The sequence below is a fragment of the Bradyrhizobium sp. PMVTL-01 genome, assembly GCF_051861855.1.
Lineage (GTDB): Bacteria > Pseudomonadota > Alphaproteobacteria > Rhizobiales > Xanthobacteraceae > Bradyrhizobium.
Genome location: NZ_CP193982.1, coordinates 5443109 through 5460203 on the forward strand (window position 1 = coordinate 5443109; position 17095 = coordinate 5460203).

Genomic DNA, 17095 nt, shown 5'->3' on the forward strand with positions numbered 1-17095 from the left:
AGCTCCGGCGCAGCAGCCACATAGGAACAACGCCAATACGTGTCGGTTCGAGAACGGATGTTCCTCGTAACCTAAGGGCAATCCATGTACCACCACGTCAAGAAACTGATGTTCACCGTCCGTGTCGACGAACCGGATCCCCGTTTCGGCAATATGCTGCTCGAACAGTTCGGCGGCGCCAACGGCGAGCTCGCCGCCGCCATGCAGTACTCCATACAGGGTATCAATTGCGAGGATCCGGATCGCAAGGATCTCCTGATGGACATCGGCACGGAGGAATTGAGCCATCTCGAAGTCGTCGGTACGCTAGCCCGCATGCATCTGAAGCCCGCGAAGTTCGATCGCGAGGCTGCCGAAGCCGATCCGCTCATCGCAATCGCGGGAGGCGGTGGCGTGAACCTGTTCAACTCGCAGGGCAACGCCTGGACTGCCGATTACCTCAAGATCACCGGCGAGCTGGATGTCGACCTTCGGAGCAACATTGCCGCGGAGGCGAGGGCCAAGATCGTCTACGAACGGCTGATCAATTTCACCGATGACGCCGGCACCAAGGATGCGCTTCAGTTCCTGATGACCCGCGAGATCACGCACATGAAGGCGTTCTCGCTGGCTCTGGAAAGCATGGCAAAGCCGGCATTCAGCATCGGCCGGATCGCGCCGACACCCGGCCTCGTCGATCAGTTCTTCAACGATTCGACGGGAACCGGCGATCATGGCGAGATCGACACGCGCGGGCCGTGGAATGAAGGAGGCGAATGGGTCTTCACCGACTCGCCCGCCATCCAGGCCGGTGAGCCCGGCCCGGCAAATGGCATCCTCACCGAGAGCTCTCCGCCGGTCGACGAAGCCGGTCTCGGCGAACTCCTGATCGACGAGCTTCGCGACATCCTTCACGCAGAGAAGCAACTGACAAAAACGCTGCCCAAGATGGCGGAGGCCGCGCGCTTCGATCAGTTGCGAGAGCTGTTCGAGCAGCATCTCGCCGAGACCGAGGCACAGATCGAGCGGATCAACGAGTGTTTCGAGATGCTCGGAAAGTCCCCACGCGCCAAGCCTTGCAAGGGCATGATGGGCCTGGTCGAGGAAGGTCAGGAAATCATGGACGAAGGCGAAGAGAAGGAAGATGCTGCTGCCGACCTCGCATTGATCGGAGCGGCGCAGCGGGTCGAGCACTACGAGATCGCCGGTTACACCACCGCGCGCAATCTCGCTCAGCAATTGCGCCATAGCGCGATCGTCAGTCTGCTGTCGAAGTCCCTCGCCGAGGAAGAGAACGCCGATCAGCTCTTGAACCAGATCGCTCGTTCGCTGATGTCTGTTGCGAAAATGCCCGCGGCCGTCGAGCAGACGGAATAAACGCTAGGCCTGCTTCTGGCTGGCGGGATCTGCCTTCAAGGACGGTCCCGTCAGCAGCCATTCCTGTCGAGATGCTGTTGGCGGGTCAGGCGGCCCTCCGGAGCTTCACCCTACCCCAGCGCATCGCACGAGCTCGTCGCTTTGCTCCGTATAATGCTGTTATTCGGCGATCGCCACACCCGAGCGGAGACGGCGGCTCGGGCGGTACCGGGGGGCGGGCGGCGGCGGCATCTCTCATGTGGAGCGCGGCGGACAAGGTGCATCAAGCCCGCGCGGCATGCGCAACGAGATCACTCCGCCGTCGAACGGCAACGTCCCGCGACATTAGACAACCGCGCGCCTCGGTCCGTTTCCTTCCAGACGCGCGGCGAGCGCGGCCCCGGCGGCACCCTCCCTTACGCCGGGGCCGCGTCCTTTTTTGCACGATGATGTGCCGGAATTGCGAGGCGCTGAGCCGAGGCCCTAGAAAGGGCCGCCTATCCCGACGGCCTGCCTTGTGGGGTCTGCGCTCACTTGCTGGACGTGGTCGATCCGTTGGAGCCCGTCGTGACGCTCGGCGCGTTGGTCGGCGTCGTGGTGGTGGCTTGATGACCGACGTCCCGTCCATTGTAGAAGAAGACGGCGGCGACGACGGCTATGACGAAGATTGCTCCAATCATCCAACCGACCGGGCTGTTCTGCCGTGACCGGACTGTGTTGTGACCGTCTTGATCCATGCTGATCTCTCCGTGACTGCTTAAAACATGTCGGCGGAAGAGACGTTCCTGTCTTCCCTATCTTCGCCTAGCGTCGCCGCACGACCAGGACGCCGATTACGAATGCCGCGGCCAGCGACCGGAGCGGTGCGGCCCTGGCGATCTCCCGCAGTTGCCCGGCGAGGCGCGCTGCGGCCGCAGGCGGCTCAGACTGCGGAGCCTGCACTCTCGGGGCGCCGGATGCGGCCGAGCCGTTCTCAATCCCGGGATCGTCAGGAAGGCCGGATGCTTCGGTCATTGCGGAGGCGTCTCTCAGGTCCATCAGAATACCCTCGCTTGGCTGGTTCGAAGCAACCGCGCGCTGCCCGCGCGGTTCCTATCGGGCGGCTTGCAACAAAAACGCGAAAACAACCCCATGCACCGTAGCGGGCGATAACGGAATCAATGGCCTCGCAGCCGATTTCTGTTTTTGCGAAGTCGGCTTGACCCGTCGGGCAAAACACCTGTAGACAGGCATCTTGCGGGATCAGATGAAGGGCTTCCCACCCGTGACCGCCAGGGTCGCTCCGGACGTATAGCTCGAGAGCGGGTCGGCCAACATCACATAGGCCGTCGCGAGCTCGGCGGGCTGCCCGGCGCGCTGCATGGGCACCTGCTTGCCGAAATTCTTGACGGACTCCTCGGGCATGGTCGACGGTATGAGGGGCGTCCAGATCGGTCCCGGAGCGACCGCGTTGACCCGGATGCCCTTGCTTGCCAGCATCTGAGCGAGGCCGCCGGTAAAATTCTGAATGGCCCCTTTGGTGGTGGCATAGGCAAGCAGGGTCGGGTTAGGCATGTCCGAGTTCACGGACGCCGTATTCACGATCGCGCCGCCCGGCCGCATGTGCGGGACGGCGGCCTTGGCCAAATAGAACATCGCATGGATGTTCACTTCGAACGTTCGTTGCCATTCCTTGTCGCTGATGTCCTGGATGTCCTCGAACGTCGCCTGATGGGCCGCGTTGTTGACGAGGATGTCGATTCCCCCGAGTTCCTCGACCGCGCGACGGACGATGGACCGGCAATGGTCGGGATCGGCGATGTCGCCGGAAATCAGGACGGCCTTGCGCCCTTCCCGCTCCACCAACGTCTTGACCTCAGCCGCGTCGTCATCCTCGTTCAGATACGCGATGACGATGTCTGCGCCCTCACGGGCATAGGCAATTGCGACGGCGCGGCCGATGCCGCTGTCGCCGCCGGTGATGATGGCCTTCTTGCCGGCAAGGCGCCCTGCCCCCTTGTAACTCTCCTCGCCATGATCCGGCCGCGGGTTCATCGCGCGGGTCGAACCGGGCATCGGTTGTTGCTGGGCAGGGAATGGGGGCTTGGGATATTCGGTCATGGAGCTGCTCCGGAATTTCCTCCGGTAACCTAAGGCGACCGCAAGCGTTCCAAGCCGCCAATCGTATCCGTTGCTTCAATCGCGTCGCTCGGCTGCGGATCTACGCCGACGGTTAGGAACGCCAGCCATGTTCCCGCCGTTCACCCGGATGGTTCGTTATTCCTTCAAGATCTCGGATGGTGGCGATTTCTCTGATAGTGAAGACCTGCCAGACGATGAAGCTGCATGGCACCAGGCCGTCCGCACCGTGCGGGACATTGAATCGACACTCACTTCCAACGGCGGCGATTGGTCACTGGTTGTTTACCGGGAGGGTGATCCGCTCTACCGCATCGATGTGCGCGCCCAAAAGCTCAATTAAGTGCTCGGACTGAGACGCAGATGGGTCGGGTCGAAGCCTGCCAGCCCTTCCATCTCCTTTGGCTTGAGGATGTGAAACTCTGATCTGCTCACCGACACCAATCCTTCCTTCCGGAGATTTTGAAGGACTCGCAAATTTGTAACCTGGCTCAGTTTGCGTAAGGAACCACCGCAGCAGGCTCGCATTGCCCGAAACCGGACCGAACCATTGGGGAAAGCGGCGTCGACAGCTTTTGGGAGGCGTCGGTGCGCCCCGACGATCCGCAAAAGCCCGTGGCAAGGCGATAGGGCGGACGAGGACGACAGATGCTTGAAGACCTTCGCGCCATCATCCAGCCCGGAGCGCTGATAGCCGTATTGATCATCCTGTTGCTGATGGCCGCTGCTGATGCCGCAATCTTCATCGCGACCAGAGGATGGCCGTTCTGATGCGGCAGTGAATCAACCAGATCGTTGCAATAGGAACCTTCATAGGATTGACCGGTTCGCCCTGCCTACAGGGGAGCACGGCGAACATCGATGCTTTTCCGGATACGAACGGCTCTGCTGCCATTTGCGACGTTGCCGCTGGCCGCTTGCGCCGGCCGGCAGTCCGTGCTCGATCCGCAGGGGCTTCAGTCTGACCAGATCCTCCGGACTTTCCTCATCTTCCTGATCATCGCGGCGGTGGTCTGGATCGCCGTCCTGATCGTGCTTTGTGTGGGCATGCTGCGCCGAAAGCGTCCGGCCTACCAGCCGCTCGCGCTGCAGCAGCCGTTTGAAGAGACGACCGGTCGCGTCGTCCTTGCCTTGGGAGTCGCCACCCTTGTCGTCGTGCTTGGACTCTCAATCGTCAGTTATGCCGGTCAGCGCACCGTCTTCGCCAAGGACGAGCACGCCCTCACGCTCAAGATCATCGGCCATCAATGGTGGTGGGAAGTCCGCTACGAGGACGACAGTCCCGACAAGAGCTTCGTGACCGCAAACGAGATCCGCATTCCGACCGGCCAGCCCGTAAAGGTCGAGCTGGAGTCTGCCGATGTGATCCACAGCTTCTGGGTGCCGAGCCTGACCGGGAAGATGGACCTCATCACCGGGCAGAAGAACGAGCTGCAATTCACGGCGAAGAATGCCGGCGTCTATCGCGGACAGTGCGCCGAATTCTGCGGCCTTCAGCATGCCCATATGGCGTTCGCCGTGCTGGCGCTGTCGGCGGACGAATTCGGCCGCTGGCGCGACCACGAGAACCAGAGTGCGACCAGCCCGACCGACCCGCTCGGCAAGCAGGGCGAGCACCTGTTCCGCGCAAGAGGCTGTGCGCTCTGCCACACCGTCCGCGGCACGCTCGCGGGCGGGCAGCTCGGCCCTGATCTGACCCACGTCGGCAGCCGGACGACAGTCGCAGCCGGAACGCTGCCGATGACCCCGGCCGCGCTCGGCGGCTGGATCGCCGACCCCCAGCACGTCAAGCCCGGCAGCAACATGCCGAAGATGCCGCTGCAATCGGATGAGCTCATCGCGATCCTCCACTATCTGGAGCAACTCAAGTGACCGTGGTAGCTGAAGAACGCGCGTTGCGGGATGACGGGTTGAGCGGCCTGGAGCTGTCCGCGCGCCTTGAAAGCATCTGGCGCACGCCGTCCGGCCTGCTCGGCGCGCTGATGTCGGTCGACCACAAGGTCGTCGGCCGACGCTACATCGTCACGGCATTCGCGTTCCTGCTTCTCGGCGGCATCCTTGCGATCCTGATGCGCATCCAGCTCGCCGGGCCCGAGAAGACGTTCCTGTCGGCCGACAAATACAACCAGATCTTCACGATGCACGGCTCGACGATGATGTTCCTGTTCGCCGTCCCCGTGATGGAGGCTTTCGCCGTCTACCTCGTACCGCTGATGGTCGGAACGCGGAATATCGCCTTCCCGCGCCTCAATGCGTTCAGCTACTGGATGTTTCTGTTCGGAGGCTGCTTCCTCTGGATCTCCTTCGCGCTCAACGTCGGTCCGGATGTCGGCTGGTTCGCCTACGTTCCCCTGTCCTCGTTGCAGTACACGCCCACGAAACGGCCCGACGTCTGGGCGCAGATGATCACCTTCACCGAGGTCGCGGCGCTCGCGGTCTCCGTGGAGATCGTCGTCACCGTGTTCAAGCAGCGCGCGCCCGGCATGACGCTCGACCGAATCCCCCTCTTCGTGTGGGCGATGCTGGTCACGGCCTTCCTGGTGATGTTCGCGATGCCTTCGATCATGGTCGCATCGACCTCGCTGATCCTGGACCGTCTCGTCAACACGCGCTTCTACGATTCCTCGTCGGGCGGACATCCCCTGCTCTGGCAGCACCTGTTCTGGTTCTTCGGTCATCCCGAGGTCTACATCATCTTCATCCCGGGGACCGGCATGGTCTCGGCCATCCTCGCAACATTCGCGCGCCGGCCGGTGATCGGCTATCCGGTCGTGATCCTCTCGCTGATCGCCACCGGCTTCCTGTCGTTCGGCCTGTGGGTCCACCACATGTTCGTGACGGGCCTGCCCCAGCTCGGCGCCGGCCTATTCACGGCGTCCAGCATGCTGATCGCCGTGCCGAGCGGGCTGCAGATCTTCTGCTGGCTGGCGACCCTGTGGGACGGCCGTCCGGTCTACCGCACCCCGCTCCTGTTCGTGATCGGCTTCATCGTGATCTTCGTGCTCGGCGGCCTCTCCGGCGTGATGGTCGCCTCGGTGCCGATCGACACACAGGTGCACGATACCTATTTCGTCGTCGCCCACTTCCACTACGTTCTGATCGGTGGCGCGGTCTTCCCGCTCATCGGCGCCGTCTATTACTGGTTTCCCAAGATCACCGGCCGGATGCTGAGCGAGCGGCTCGGACGCTGGAACTTCTGGCTGGCCTTTGTCGGCTTCAACGTCGCGTTCTTCCCGATGCACATCCTCGGGCTGATCGGGATGCCGCGGCGCGTCTACACCTACACCCCAGACATGGACTGGGCGCACCTCAACCTGCTCTCCAGCGGCGGCGCTGCGATTTTCGCGCTCAGCTTCGCGCTGCTGCTCGTCAACGTGATCATCAGTCTTCGCGGCGGCGCGCTCGCAGGCGACAATCCCTGGGATGCTTCGACGCTGGAATGGGCGACGTCCTCACCGCCGCCACCGCAGAATTTCGACCGCATTCCCGTGCTCAAGCACCGTGATCCGCTCTGGCTCGACAATCGAAGCCTGCCTGTCGTTGCGGGCTTGAGCGTGGAGCGCCGCGAAGTGCTTCTGACTTCGCTGGCCGAAGCAGAGCCGCAGGTCCGCGAGGCGTCGCCCGAGCCGAGCATCTGGCCGCTGCTGACGGCGATTACGACGACGGTGTTCTTCATCGGCTCGATCTTCACGCCCTGGGCGGTGCTGTGGGGCACGCCGCCCATGGCGATTACCTTGATCGGCTGGTTCTGGCCGGCCGGCAGCAAGGAGGACGAGGAGTGAGGCAAACCATCGTCCGCAACGTCGCCGAACTGCCAACCTATGGCTATGGCCCCCGCAGCGGCCCCTGGTGGGGTGCCATCGGGTTCATGGCGCTCGAGGGTATGGGATTCGCCATCGCAATCGGGGCCTACCTCTATCTCTATGCCGTCAACCCGAACTGGCCGATTGGAGCGGCGCCCCCCGATCTCTGGCCTGGCACGGCCGAGACCATCATCTATCTCCTGAGCATCATTCCGAACGAGATGACCAATCGCGCCGCTCATCGACAGGACCTTGCGAAAGTACGCACAGGCCTCATCGTGATGGCGCTGATTGGTCTCGGATTATTGGTCCTGCGCGGCTTCGAGTTCGCTCATCTCAACACGCGCTGGGACAACTCGGCCTACGGATCCGTCGTCTGGTTGATCCTGGGACTGCATACGACCCATCTTGCCACCGATGTCGGCGACACGATCGTGCTGACGGTGCTGATGTTCACGCGCCACGCCAGGCCGCGCCGGTTCAGCGACGTCACCGACAACGTGTTCTACTGGAACTTTGTCGTGCTGGCCTGGCTGCCGCTCTACGTTCTGCTCGACTGGGTGCCGCGCCTATGACCGCTGCCGAACGACATCCGAAGTTGCTCTATTGGGCCGGCGTCGCGCTCGGACCGCTCGCATGGGGCATCAACCTGCAAGGGATCTATGCGCTCGCCCATTTCTCGTGCGAGACGACGAAGTTCACCGGCACGATCATGAGCGCCGTCCTCGCCATCGTCGCCCTCGCGGGCACGGCGATATCGGCTCTTGCGGTTCGGCGCGGCGCCGCCGCGGAATGGGCCGATGCGCAAGGCGGCGGTCCCCGCACGTTCATGGCCTGGCTCGGTGTCGGCTCCGGCGTGCTGTTCGCGCTAGTGATCGCGAACCAGCTCGCGGCATCATTGATGATCAGCCCATGCCTGCGCTGAGCCTGCTGGCTCTTCTGCTTGGCCTGGCCGCGGCGCCGGCAATGGCGCACGGCATCTCGGATGTCGATCAGGGCCGGCTCTGGAGCTTCGACCCCTGGCTTCTGGCACCCCTTTATATGGTTGGGATTGGCTTCTACGTCGGCACGCAGCGGCTCTGGCACCATGCCGGCGGCGGGCGCGGCGTCAGCTTCGGCCAGGTCGGCGCATTCTGGACGGGATGGCTGATCGTCGCGCTCGCCCTCACCTCGCCGCTGCACTGGCTTGGCGAGCGTCTGTTCACTGCGCACATGATCGAGCACGAGCTGCTCATGGTGGTCGGCGCGCCGCTGATGGCCTTCGCCCGGATCAACGGGGCGCTGATGTGGAGTCTGCCCGCTTCGCTACGTCCCGCTGCGGGCCGATGTCTCAATTGGCCGATCGTGGCGCGGCCGTGGGCAGTCATCAGCCATCCTGTCACCGCGACGGCCCTGCACGGCCTCGCCCTCTGGGCCTGGCATGCGCCGCCGCTCTATGCATGGGCGCTGGAAAACACCGCCATCCATCGCCTCCAGCACATCAGCTTCTTTGCCACCGCCTTGTTGTTCTGGTGGGTGCTTCTCCACGGCCGCGGCGTCGGGCGCAGCGTGCGGCTTCGGGACGGCATCGCGATTGCCTGCCTGTTCCTCACTGTGCTTCATTCCGGCGTGCTCGGAGCGCTCCTGACGCTTTCGACGCGCCTGTGGATTCCAGGCCAGGGCGCCCTCGCGGGTGAATTCGGTCTGTCGCCGCTCGAGGATCAGCAGCTCGCGGGCATCCTGATGTGCGTGCCGATGGGCATGCTCTACACGGGTGCTGCCCTGTTCTTCGGTTATCGGTGGCTGACCACGATCGCTGCGGATGCCGGCGTGCCGACAGTTCGGCATGCCGGTTGAAGGAACATAGGAACCGCAGGTTTTATGCGACGTTCGCCTGCTGACTTTCGACAATCTCTTGGAGGCCAGATGGGCAAACCAACCGTCATGGCGGCTGTCATTCTCACGGTAGCCTTTGCGGCCCCGGAAGGCGCGATCGCGCAAGATCAACCACGCCCGGGAATGTCGTGCCCGGTCGACCATGATCAGCTCGCCGACATTCTCAAGAAGAGCGTCAAGCCCGGCGGCGGTCCGAGCAATGGCGGCCTCGACAACAACGAATGGGCCGCCGTCGTGAACCGGCAGGGTGTCGTCTGCGCGATCGCCTATAGCGGCAGCAAGGTCGACGACCAGTGGCTCGGCAGCCGCGCGATCGCCGCCGAGAAAGCGAACACCGCGAATGCGTTCAGCCTGAAGAGCAAGGCGATGGCCACCGCCAACCTTTACGCGGGCGCCCAGCCCGGCGGCTTCCTGTTCGGCGCGGCTCTCAGCAATCCGCCTTCGCCGGAGGTTCTCTACGCGGGTACGCCGGAGGAATTCGGAACCGCACGCGATCCGATGGTCGGCAAGCCCGTCGGCGGCGTCATCGTCTTCGGCGGCGGGCTGGCGTTGTATGACGGCAACGGCATCGCCGGCGCGCTCGGCGTCAGCGGCGACAGCTCCTGTGCGGATCACAATGTCGCCTGGCGCGTGCGGCACTTCCTCGGCCTCGATCACGTGCCGGCCGGCGTCAGCCCGAACATGAAGGACGCGATCATCTACGACATCGGGCCGGATGGCAAAAGCTCGTCGGGCTTTGGCCATCCCAAATGCGACGGCAAGGAAGATCAGATCGCCGTCGATCTCGGCGCCGGCGTCTCGGGAAGTGTCGTGAGGTAGTCGCGTCTCGCAGCGCTAGGAACCAAGCGCGCATGCAACGTTTGTACGTTCGCAAACCGGCCTGCAACGCGGCAGGGCCTCATCAATGCCGTGGAGATCTTCACCTATGTTAATGCCCTGCCTCAGGCGATTGCTGTGGGGAACGCTGAGTGCGCTGTGGGCGTGCTCCGCGTCGCTTTCGCCTGGTTTTGCCCAGTCCGATCTTGCCGGCCGCATGAAGGATCCCGGCCAATGGCCGATGGCGGCGCGCGACTACGCCAACACCCGCTATAGCGATCTCGATCAGATCAACGCCGGCAACGCATCGCGTCTGCAACTCGCCTGGACGTTCTCGGTTGGCGCCGATCGCGGCCAGGAGGCGGCGCCTCTCGTGGTCGACGGGACCATGTACGTGGTCGGCCCCTATGCCGGCCCTTACCCCAACCGCGTGTTCGCGCTCGACGCCACCACGGGCGAGTTGAAATGGTCGTATGCGCCGAAGCCGGAGCCTGCGGCGGCAGGCGTTGCCTGTTGCGACGTCGTCAATCGCGGGCTCGCTTTCGACAACGGCAAGGTGTTCCTCAACACGCTGGACAATCATTCCGTCGCCATCGATGCCAAGTCCGGCAAAGAGCTTTGGCACACCAAGCTCGGCGAGATCAACAAGGGCGAGACCATCACGATGGCGCCCGTCGTGGTGAAGGGCAAGGTCCTCATCGGCAACAGCGGCGGCGAGATGGGCGTGCGCGGCTGGGTCACTGCGCTCGACGAGAACACCGGCGCCATCGCCTGGCGCGCCTACGCCACCGGTCCCGACAAGGACGTCTTGATCGGCGACGATTTCAAGCCGTTCTACGACAACCTCAAGGGCAAGGATCTCGGCGTCAAGAGCTGGCCTGCCGACCGCTGGCAGGTCGGCGGCGGCACCATGTGGGGATGGATCTCCTACGATTCCGACCTCAACCTGATCTATTACGGCACCGCCAATCCCAGTCCATGGAATGCGAACCAGCGCAGCGGCGACAATCTCTGGAGTACGACCATCTTCGCGCGTGATCCGGACAACGGGCATGCGAAATGGGCCTATCAGATCAATCCGCATGACCTGTTCGACCATGACGAGATCAACGAGAACGTCTTGGTCGATCTCGAGCTGAACGGCCAGCCGCGCAAGGTGCTGATCCATCCCGGCCGCAACGGCTACATGTACGTGATGGACCGCGCCACCGGCGAAGTGATCTCGGCGGATGCATTTGAGTTCGTGAACGCCTATGAGGGCGTCGACCTCAAGACCGGCAAGATCATCCCCAACGAGGAGAAGACCCCGCTGGTCGGCAAGACGGTCGAGAACATCTGCCCGAGTGCGCCGGGCGCCAAGGATTGGCAGCCGTCCGCCTGGTCGCCGCGCACAAAGCTGCTCTATGTCCCGCATCAGCATCTCTGCATGGACTTCAAGGCGTCGCAGGTCGGCTACATCGCCGGCACGCCCTTTGTCGGTGCCGACGTCGACATGTATGCCGGTCCCGGAGGACATCGCGGCGAGTTCATGGCTTGGGATCCGGTCGCGCGCAAGAAGGTCTGGGAGATCCACGAGAAGCTGCCGGTCTGGAGCGGCGCGCTGGTGACGGCGGGCGATGTCGCGTTCTATGGAACGATGGACCGCATGTTCAAGGCGGTCGACGCAAAGACCGGAAACGTGCTCTGGCAGTTTCGCGCGGGCTCCGGGTTCATCGGCCAGCCGATCTCCTATCGCGGCTCGGACGGGCAGCAATACATCGCGATCCTCTCCGGCGTCGGCGGCTGGCCCGGCGTGGTGGCGAATGCGGAGGTCGACCAGCGGGTACGCAATAGCGCGCTCGGCTTCGCCGGTGCAATGCAGGATCTGCCGTTCTACACCGCCGGCGGCAGCGAGCTGCTGGTGTTCAAGCTCGGCGGCGCCAATGGTCAGGACAACAGCCATGCACCTCCGCGCTGATTGTGCCGCCCTTGCGCTTGGCGGCCTGATCGGGATCACATCGCCCGCAGCCGCCGCGCCGATTGGCGAGCTGCGCGTCTGTGCCGATCCCAACAATCTGCCGTTTTCCAACAGTGCGGAGGCCGGATTCGAAAACAGGCTCGCGTCGATGGTGGCGGATGCGCTCGGACGATCCCTGTCCCACACCTGGTGGGCGCAGCGTCGCGGCTTCATCCGCAACACCCTGAAGGCGGAAAAATGCGACGTCGTGATGGGCCTGCCGTCCGGCTACGACCTCGCCGAGACCACGAAGCCATATTATCGCTCGACCTATGTTTTCGTGAGCCGCCAGGACGCGCATCTCGATCTCTCCTCCCTGCTCGATCCGCGCCTGCATCGCCTGGCGATCGGCGTGCACCTCGTCGGCGACGACGGCAACAATCCGCCGCCGGCGCAGGCACTCGGCGAGCTCGGCATCGTCGACAATGTCCGCGGCTACTCGATCTACGGCGACTACCGCAAGGCCGATCCGCCGGCCCGCCTGATCGAGGCCGTCGAACACGGCGAGATCGATGTCGCCGCGGCCTGGGGACCGCTTGCCGGATACTTCGCCGGCCTCTCCGGGGTGCCGCTGACGGTCACGCCGATCCAGGATGGCGAACGCTTTGCGCCTCAGCAATTCCAGTTCGCGATTTCGATGGGCGTGCGCAAGGGGGATCACGCGTTACGGGATCAGCTCAACGTGTTCATCGACGAGCATCGATCCGAGATTGCTGCGCTGTTGCGGAGCTATGGCGTGCCTCTGATCGATGCGCCGGTGACGGCATCGGGAGGGCATGAATGATGTCTGCCATAGCGCTACGCGCAAGTGCACTGTCGCTTCTCCTGCTGGCTGTGCCGGATGATGCGGTGCTTGCCCAGCAGACCCTGCCGCAATCGCAGGAGGCGCAGATGCCGACCCTGGCACCGCGGCCGAATTTCGGCGGCAGCGTCGGCAACGGCCGGCCGGGCGTGTTCATGCAGGTTCCCGTAACCACTCTCGTTCCAGGCGCACAGCCAGACCCGCCGCAGATCAAGAATCCGGTCCAGGGCGATCCGAATGCGGAGCAACGCGGGATGACCTATTTCGTCAACTTCAATTGCGTCGGCTGCCACGCGCCGAACGGCGGCGGCGGCATGGGGCCGGCGCTGAGCAACAATCTCTTCACCTATGGCTCGCAGCCCGAGAACATCTATCTGTCGATCTACCAGGGTCGCCCCAATGGCATGCCGGCCTGGGGCGGCGTGCTGCCCGACAGCGTGATCTGGGACCTCGTCACCTATATCGGCAAGATCAGCAACGAGCCGAGCCGGCAATGGGGCCGCACCTTCTCGGCAAATCCGCTGTCGCCTGAATTGGAGCAAGTCCCGAGCGAGCAGGTCTCGACCACCGATCCCTGGTCCGCAACCAAGTCTTTCAATTTCGGCCAAAAGCCCTGATCGGAAGGGGAGCAGCCGATGATGCGTCCGACGACACGCTTGCTCATCGCTTCGCTGCTGGCCGTGACGGCTGCGGCTTGCGAGCCGGGCAAGGCTGCCGGTCCGGATAACTTCACGGGCGATGCGCGCCGTGGCACCGATCTCGTCAAGCAATACCAGTGCGGCAGCTGTCATGACATTCCCGGCATCGCCGGTGCCGACGGCAATGTCGGGCCGCCCCTGCACAGGATCGGCACGCGGACCTACATCGCCGGCTACATCCAGAACTCGCCGGACAACATGGCCGACTGGATCGAGGATCCGCAGCGGGCGTTGCCGGGCAACGCGATGCCGAAAATGGGGATTCCGCAGAAGGACGCGCGCGACATCGCGGCGTTTCTCTATACGCTGAAGTAGGTCATACGAACTCCATACATCTTGGTCGCGCTCGATATCGGCATCGTAGAACTGCGCTGGTCTTTCCAGAACGGGCACCATGATCTCTGGGACATGGACATGCCCTCGCAGCCGCGGCGGCCACGGGTCATTCGGAACCAAACTCGGCGATGACGTGCGGGCCTACGCGCTGCCGTGATATGCGTCGGCCCGGCTTGCCGGCGCCTTGCGACGCCTTGTCCTGATCTGCCGACGCGGACGAGCAATCGCGGAGGCCAGGAGAGCCACACCCGCAGCGAGCGCAAGAACCGCAAGCCCCTGGGTGATGACCCCGGCCGGTGGAAGCTGCTTCCGTGCCAGCCAGCCGCCATCAACCGAGCTTCCCTGCGGAGACGCTTCAATCATGGTTCCTTCGCTGATCGGTGCGCGCCGCGCGCGCGACAGCAGAAACCGGAATGCGCCTCCCAGCAGATCCTCGGTCAATTTCGGCGCAATGGCATAGGCCATCTGACCGGCGCGTGCGGGCCACCCGACGGCGACCTCGTCACGGGGCGTGCGGACCAGATCCAGGAACGCCTGAGCGACGTCCTCGGACTGGTAGAGCAGCGGGCCAGGGTCAAGCGTCTTGCCCGACATGTTGGCACCGTGGACGAAACCCGGCGTATCCACCATCGCCGGGAAGACGCCGCAGACGTGGATATTGGGATGTGCGCCAAGCTCCTGGCGCAGGCTCGCCGTGAACCCGCGCAGGCCGAACTTGCTTGCGGTATACGCGGCCGCAAACGGCGTCGGGGCCCAGCCGCCAAGCGAGATGTTATTGATCAGGATGCCCCGGTTCTGGCGCAAGAAGATCGGAAGCACCGCGAACGCGCCGTTCATGGCTCCGAGCAGATTGACCTCGACGGTCCGGCGATGCAGCGCGAGATCGGCGTCCCGATAGGCCCCGAACACACCCGTGCCGGCATTGTTGATCCAAACGTCGATCCCGCCGAATGCATCTTCGGCCTGCCGGGCCAGTCGCTGCACCGCCTCGGCATCGGTGACATCGGTCGGAACCGCCAGGGCACGGCCCCCAAGCGCCTCGCACTCCGCCGCAAGGCGCGTCAGGATTTCCTCGCGCCGCGCCGCCAAAACCACGCTCGCACCTGCCCGCGCAAACGCCAGCGCGGCGGCGCGGCCTATTCCGCTGGAGGCCCCCGTCATGACGACGCGTGTGCCCGCCATCGGCCGCGGCGCAGCTCGTTCGGCACCCACAGGGAGCAGCCATCGCAGGGATTTCCGGAGCTGCTCGGTCGCTCCGGAGTCGAACCAGTCGCCATGCGCGAGAATGACCCGTTCGGGCTCGAGGCTCACCAGCCGCCCGGCTGCAGCCTGGACCGACCGGCCGCCGAGCCGCAACAGCAGACGCAGATAAACCGGCGCCTTGCCATCAGGCTTGGCGTTGCCAAGCAGGCCTACAGCGGCCTGATTTGACGCGGGAAGATCATGGGAATCGAGGTTCTGCACGAGATCCGTCAGGATCAATGTGCGGCTCCGCCTGTCGAATATCTCCACTTCCGAGAACATCGGCGCGTTCACGGCGATGGTCTCGAGATCCGCGGACCATTCTTCCGGGGTGGTACCGCCAAGCTCCCGGTCAATGCGAAGGCCTGCCTCTCGTACCTGCTTCCTCGCCGAGAGGCCTCTTGCTGCGAAGGTCGTTGCCTGCGGCAATTGACTTTGCCATTCGGGTAGAAACATCCAGTGCGCAACATTCGGCGCCAGCAGGCATCTGATCGGACCAAGACGCTCGAGCTCTTCGCGCAGAGCGTGCGAGTATCGTACCGGCGAGTGCAGCACGAGGTCACCATTCGACAGCCGAATGACCGTCATGCGAACAGGCAGAACCAGACCGGCCACGCTGATCGGCGCGTCGTCCGCAATCCAGATGTCATCCGTCACCCTCGTGAGGGTGGCAGTCGATGGGGCAGCGCCAGATCTTTGCATGAGCATCTTCCGGTCCGGATCTCATCCAAGTCCGCGGACATGACGCTCGTTCCTCGTAACTACAGCGACCGAATGCTTGGCCTCGGTCGCCATCGACGAGCTTCCCGTCCACAGCGCTGCGCCAATCTTGGTGACGGCAACGAGGATGTTGCCGATCAACGCAGCATAAACAGCAATCTTTGTCGACGACCGGGCCTGCTCTCCCCCGCCTCTAATGGCCTGCAGTTACGTCCAAGGGAAACGGCCCCGCCGGGAGGGTATGGCGCGGGGCCGATACGCGCCAGACCGGGCGGCCCAGCCGGCATTGTCCATAGTTCGCGCCGAACTCCGGTTCCGGCACTTCAAAATGTTAAGAAGACCAGATTTTATGGACTCGAGAACGCAGACCCGGCGCGGCGCTCAATCAGCTCACTTGGCTCCTCGCGACGGGGTTCGGCCCCGATCGGAGGAACATCGAAGGCGGATGGGCGTCGACCCGCATCCGACGATCCATCCTCACAATCCGCACGGATGTATCAAAGGTTAATGCCTCCCCTTTGCGACTTGACCCAAAGTGCACGCGGGTGACGTGCGATCGGACGAGCAATGCAGACTGGATTTACCTTCTCCAAGCTCGCCGATCATCTGGCGAGTCTTGGTGACGTAACTGTCGACGATCTTGATCTCCTGGCAGAGATGCCGAGCACGATCGCGCACTTCAGTTCGCATCAGGCTATCCTGCGCCACGGCGACGATAACCATCAATGCTGCCTTCTACTCCAGGGCTATCTGTCCTGGCAGGACCCCGAGGGAACGAACGGGCAGATCACGTCGATCTCGGTCCCCGGCGACATCCCCGACCTCCAGTCGCTGTACCGGCCCCGCATCGACGGCGACCTCATCGCTCTCGGCCCCGCTGTGGTCGCGCTGGTGCCGCATCGCTTCTTTCGCGAATTATCGGCGCGCTCGTCCGCGATGTCGCGTACCCTCCTGCTGATGCTGCTTGGCGACCACGCCATTCAGCGCAACTGGACGATAAACCTCGGCAGTCGGGACGCCCTGACGCGAGTGGCACACCTGCTCTGCGAGATCACGACGCGCCTGCAAAATGTAGGGCTCGCCAAGGATTTCAGACTGGCTTCGCCGTTCACCCAATCCGACCTCGCCGCGGCCTGCAGCATCTCCCCGGTCCATGCCAACCGCACCATCCAAGAGCTGCGCCGCTGCAACCTGCTGCAATGGCATGGCAAGACATTGACGATTTCCGACTGGCCGGGACTGGTCCGGCTGGCGGGCTTCGATCCCGCCTATCTCGGCATCCGGCCGCGCGACCAAGACGCGCGACCAATACAGTTGGGACCGGCCAAAGGCGCCGTTGCGCTGGCCTGATGAC

General features: G+C 63.7%; 18 protein-coding genes and 1 pseudogene. 15 read left to right on the forward strand and 4 right to left on the reverse strand.

From position 1 onward, the window contains the following. Positions 1-84 precede the first annotated feature (84 nt). Positions 85-1356 carry a DUF892 family protein gene (locus tag ACRQ5Q_RS26585; RefSeq protein WP_439374722.1) on the forward strand — a complete coding sequence of 424 codons (1272 nt, stop codon included), beginning with the start codon at positions 85-87 and terminating at the stop codon, positions 1354-1356. Positions 1357-1865: 509 nt separating this feature from the next. On the opposite strand, the gene ACRQ5Q_RS26590 is transcribed toward ACRQ5Q_RS26585, so the two are convergent. The 3 genes from ACRQ5Q_RS26590 to ACRQ5Q_RS26600 all read right to left on the reverse strand — a co-directional run bounded on the left by ACRQ5Q_RS26590 (position 1866) and on the right by ACRQ5Q_RS26600 (position 3435). Continuing rightward, positions 1866-2072, reverse strand: a complete 207-nt coding sequence (locus ACRQ5Q_RS26590; protein ID WP_439392831.1) for a hypothetical protein — start codon at positions 2070-2072, stop codon at positions 1866-1868. A 67-nt stretch (positions 2073-2139) separates the two neighbouring features. Then, complete coding sequence (locus tag ACRQ5Q_RS26595) at positions 2140-2373, reverse strand: hypothetical protein (RefSeq protein ID WP_439392833.1); 234 nt, start codon at positions 2371-2373, stop codon at positions 2140-2142. A 204-nt stretch (positions 2374-2577) separates the two neighbouring features. Further along, on the reverse strand, positions 2578-3435 hold the full coding sequence (locus ACRQ5Q_RS26600; RefSeq protein WP_439374721.1) for an SDR family oxidoreductase: 858 nt from the start codon (positions 3433-3435) through the stop codon (positions 2578-2580). A 127-nt stretch (positions 3436-3562) separates the two neighbouring features. Between ACRQ5Q_RS26600 and ACRQ5Q_RS26605 the strand changes: the two genes are divergently transcribed. The 13 genes and pseudogenes from ACRQ5Q_RS26605 to ACRQ5Q_RS26665 form a co-directional block, all read left to right on the forward strand. After that, on the forward strand, positions 3563-3796 hold the full coding sequence (locus tag ACRQ5Q_RS26605) for a DUF6894 family protein (protein ID WP_439392835.1): 234 nt from the start codon (positions 3563-3565) through the stop codon (positions 3794-3796). A 305-nt stretch (positions 3797-4101) separates the two neighbouring features. After that, the gene (locus ACRQ5Q_RS26610) at positions 4102-4224 is read left to right on the forward strand and encodes a hypothetical protein (RefSeq protein WP_439392837.1); all 123 of its coding nucleotides are present in this window, start codon (positions 4102-4104) and stop codon (positions 4222-4224) included. Positions 4225-4314: 90 nt separating this feature from the next. Next, positions 4315-5325: a cytochrome c oxidase subunit II gene (coxB, locus tag ACRQ5Q_RS26615; protein WP_439392839.1), complete on the forward strand. Its 1011-nt coding sequence runs from the start codon at positions 4315-4317 to the stop codon at positions 5323-5325. Next, positions 5322-7235 (forward strand): cytochrome c oxidase subunit I, encoded by a 1914-nt coding sequence (gene ctaD / locus ACRQ5Q_RS26620; RefSeq protein ID WP_439374718.1) that lies wholly within the window; start codon positions 5322-5324, stop codon positions 7233-7235. The genes coxB and ctaD overlap by 4 nt, the downstream gene beginning before the upstream one ends. Further along, a complete protein-coding gene (locus ACRQ5Q_RS26625) occupies positions 7232-7831 on the forward strand; it encodes a cytochrome c oxidase subunit 3 (RefSeq protein ID WP_439374717.1) in 600 nt (199 codons plus the stop codon). The genes ctaD and ACRQ5Q_RS26625 overlap by 4 nt, the downstream gene beginning before the upstream one ends. Then, the gene (locus ACRQ5Q_RS26630) at positions 7828-8181 is read left to right on the forward strand and encodes a hypothetical protein (RefSeq protein WP_439374716.1); all 354 of its coding nucleotides are present in this window, start codon (positions 7828-7830) and stop codon (positions 8179-8181) included. The genes ACRQ5Q_RS26625 and ACRQ5Q_RS26630 overlap by 4 nt, the downstream gene beginning before the upstream one ends. Beyond that, positions 8169-9092, forward strand: coding sequence for a cytochrome c oxidase assembly protein (locus ACRQ5Q_RS26635; protein ID WP_439392841.1), 924 nt, complete (start codon positions 8169-8171; stop codon positions 9090-9092). The genes ACRQ5Q_RS26630 and ACRQ5Q_RS26635 overlap by 13 nt, the downstream gene beginning before the upstream one ends. A 69-nt stretch (positions 9093-9161) precedes the next feature. Beyond that, positions 9162-9950 (forward strand): heme-binding protein, encoded by a 789-nt coding sequence (locus ACRQ5Q_RS26640; protein WP_439374714.1) that lies wholly within the window; start codon positions 9162-9164, stop codon positions 9948-9950. A gap of 106 nt (positions 9951-10056) precedes the next feature. Beyond that, on the forward strand, positions 10057-11904 hold the full coding sequence (locus tag ACRQ5Q_RS26645; RefSeq protein ID WP_439374713.1) for a methanol/ethanol family PQQ-dependent dehydrogenase: 1848 nt from the start codon (positions 10057-10059) through the stop codon (positions 11902-11904). Further along, positions 11888-12727: a substrate-binding domain-containing protein gene (locus ACRQ5Q_RS26650; RefSeq protein WP_439392843.1), complete on the forward strand. Its 840-nt coding sequence runs from the start codon at positions 11888-11890 to the stop codon at positions 12725-12727. Before ACRQ5Q_RS26645 ends, ACRQ5Q_RS26650 begins: the two co-directional genes overlap by 17 nt. Beyond that, positions 12727-13362 carry a c-type cytochrome gene (locus tag ACRQ5Q_RS26655; RefSeq protein WP_439399876.1) on the forward strand — a complete coding sequence of 212 codons (636 nt, stop codon included), beginning with the start codon at positions 12727-12729 and terminating at the stop codon, positions 13360-13362. Before ACRQ5Q_RS26650 ends, ACRQ5Q_RS26655 begins: the two co-directional genes overlap by 1 nt. Positions 13363-13380: 18 nt before the next feature. Continuing rightward, positions 13381-13758: a c-type cytochrome gene (locus ACRQ5Q_RS26660; RefSeq protein WP_439374711.1), complete on the forward strand. Its 378-nt coding sequence runs from the start codon at positions 13381-13383 to the stop codon at positions 13756-13758. A gap of 21 nt (positions 13759-13779) precedes the next feature. After that, positions 13780-13872: pseudogene (locus ACRQ5Q_RS26665) on the forward strand (hypothetical protein); the annotation flags it as partial. Between the two features lie 48 nt (positions 13873-13920). On the opposite strand, the gene ACRQ5Q_RS26670 reads toward ACRQ5Q_RS26665, so the two are convergent. Continuing rightward, positions 13921-15723 carry an SDR family oxidoreductase gene (locus ACRQ5Q_RS26670; RefSeq protein WP_439392845.1) on the reverse strand — a complete coding sequence of 601 codons (1803 nt, stop codon included), beginning with the start codon at positions 15721-15723 and terminating at the stop codon, positions 13921-13923. A gap of 585 nt (positions 15724-16308) precedes the next feature. On the opposite strand from ACRQ5Q_RS26670, the gene ACRQ5Q_RS26675 reads away from it, so the two are divergent. Next, a complete protein-coding gene (locus ACRQ5Q_RS26675) occupies positions 16309-17091 on the forward strand; it encodes a Crp/Fnr family transcriptional regulator (protein ID WP_439374707.1) in 783 nt (260 codons plus the stop codon). Positions 17092-17095 lie beyond the last annotated feature (4 nt).

What these genes read in the sequence shown, in the direction of transcription:
- ACRQ5Q_RS26585 (WP_439374722.1), top strand. Translation starts at nt 85, where the DNA reads ATGTACCACCACGTCAAGAAACTGATGTTCACCGTCCGTGTCGACGAA.
- ACRQ5Q_RS26590 (WP_439392831.1), bottom strand. Translation starts at nt 2,072, where the DNA reads ATGGATCAAGACGGTCACAACACAGTCCGGTCACGGCAGAACAGCCCG.
- ACRQ5Q_RS26595 (WP_439392833.1), bottom strand. Translation starts at nt 2,373, where the DNA reads ATGGACCTGAGAGACGCCTCCGCAATGACCGAAGCATCCGGCCTTCCT.
- ACRQ5Q_RS26600 (WP_439374721.1), bottom strand. Translation starts at nt 3,435, where the DNA reads ATGACCGAATATCCCAAGCCCCCATTCCCTGCCCAGCAACAACCGATG.
- ACRQ5Q_RS26605 (WP_439392835.1), top strand. Translation starts at nt 3,563, where the DNA reads ATGTTCCCGCCGTTCACCCGGATGGTTCGTTATTCCTTCAAGATCTCG.
- ACRQ5Q_RS26610 (WP_439392837.1), top strand. Translation starts at nt 4,102, where the DNA reads ATGCTTGAAGACCTTCGCGCCATCATCCAGCCCGGAGCGCTGATAGCC.
- coxB (WP_439392839.1), top strand. Translation starts at nt 4,315, where the DNA reads ATGCTTTTCCGGATACGAACGGCTCTGCTGCCATTTGCGACGTTGCCG.
- ACRQ5Q_RS26630 (WP_439374716.1), top strand. Translation starts at nt 7,828, where the DNA reads ATGACCGCTGCCGAACGACATCCGAAGTTGCTCTATTGGGCCGGCGTC.
- ACRQ5Q_RS26635 (WP_439392841.1), top strand. Translation starts at nt 8,169, where the DNA reads ATGCCTGCGCTGAGCCTGCTGGCTCTTCTGCTTGGCCTGGCCGCGGCG.
- ACRQ5Q_RS26640 (WP_439374714.1), top strand. Translation starts at nt 9,162, where the DNA reads ATGGGCAAACCAACCGTCATGGCGGCTGTCATTCTCACGGTAGCCTTT.
- ACRQ5Q_RS26645 (WP_439374713.1), top strand. Translation starts at nt 10,057, where the DNA reads ATGTTAATGCCCTGCCTCAGGCGATTGCTGTGGGGAACGCTGAGTGCG.
- ACRQ5Q_RS26650 (WP_439392843.1), top strand. Translation starts at nt 11,888, where the DNA reads ATGCACCTCCGCGCTGATTGTGCCGCCCTTGCGCTTGGCGGCCTGATC.
- ACRQ5Q_RS26655 (WP_439399876.1), top strand. Translation starts at nt 12,727, where the DNA reads ATGTCTGCCATAGCGCTACGCGCAAGTGCACTGTCGCTTCTCCTGCTG.
- ACRQ5Q_RS26660 (WP_439374711.1), top strand. Translation starts at nt 13,381, where the DNA reads ATGATGCGTCCGACGACACGCTTGCTCATCGCTTCGCTGCTGGCCGTG.
- ACRQ5Q_RS26670 (WP_439392845.1), bottom strand. Translation starts at nt 15,723, where the DNA reads ATGCAAAGATCTGGCGCTGCCCCATCGACTGCCACCCTCACGAGGGTG.
- ACRQ5Q_RS26675 (WP_439374707.1), top strand. Translation starts at nt 16,309, where the DNA reads ATGCAGACTGGATTTACCTTCTCCAAGCTCGCCGATCATCTGGCGAGT.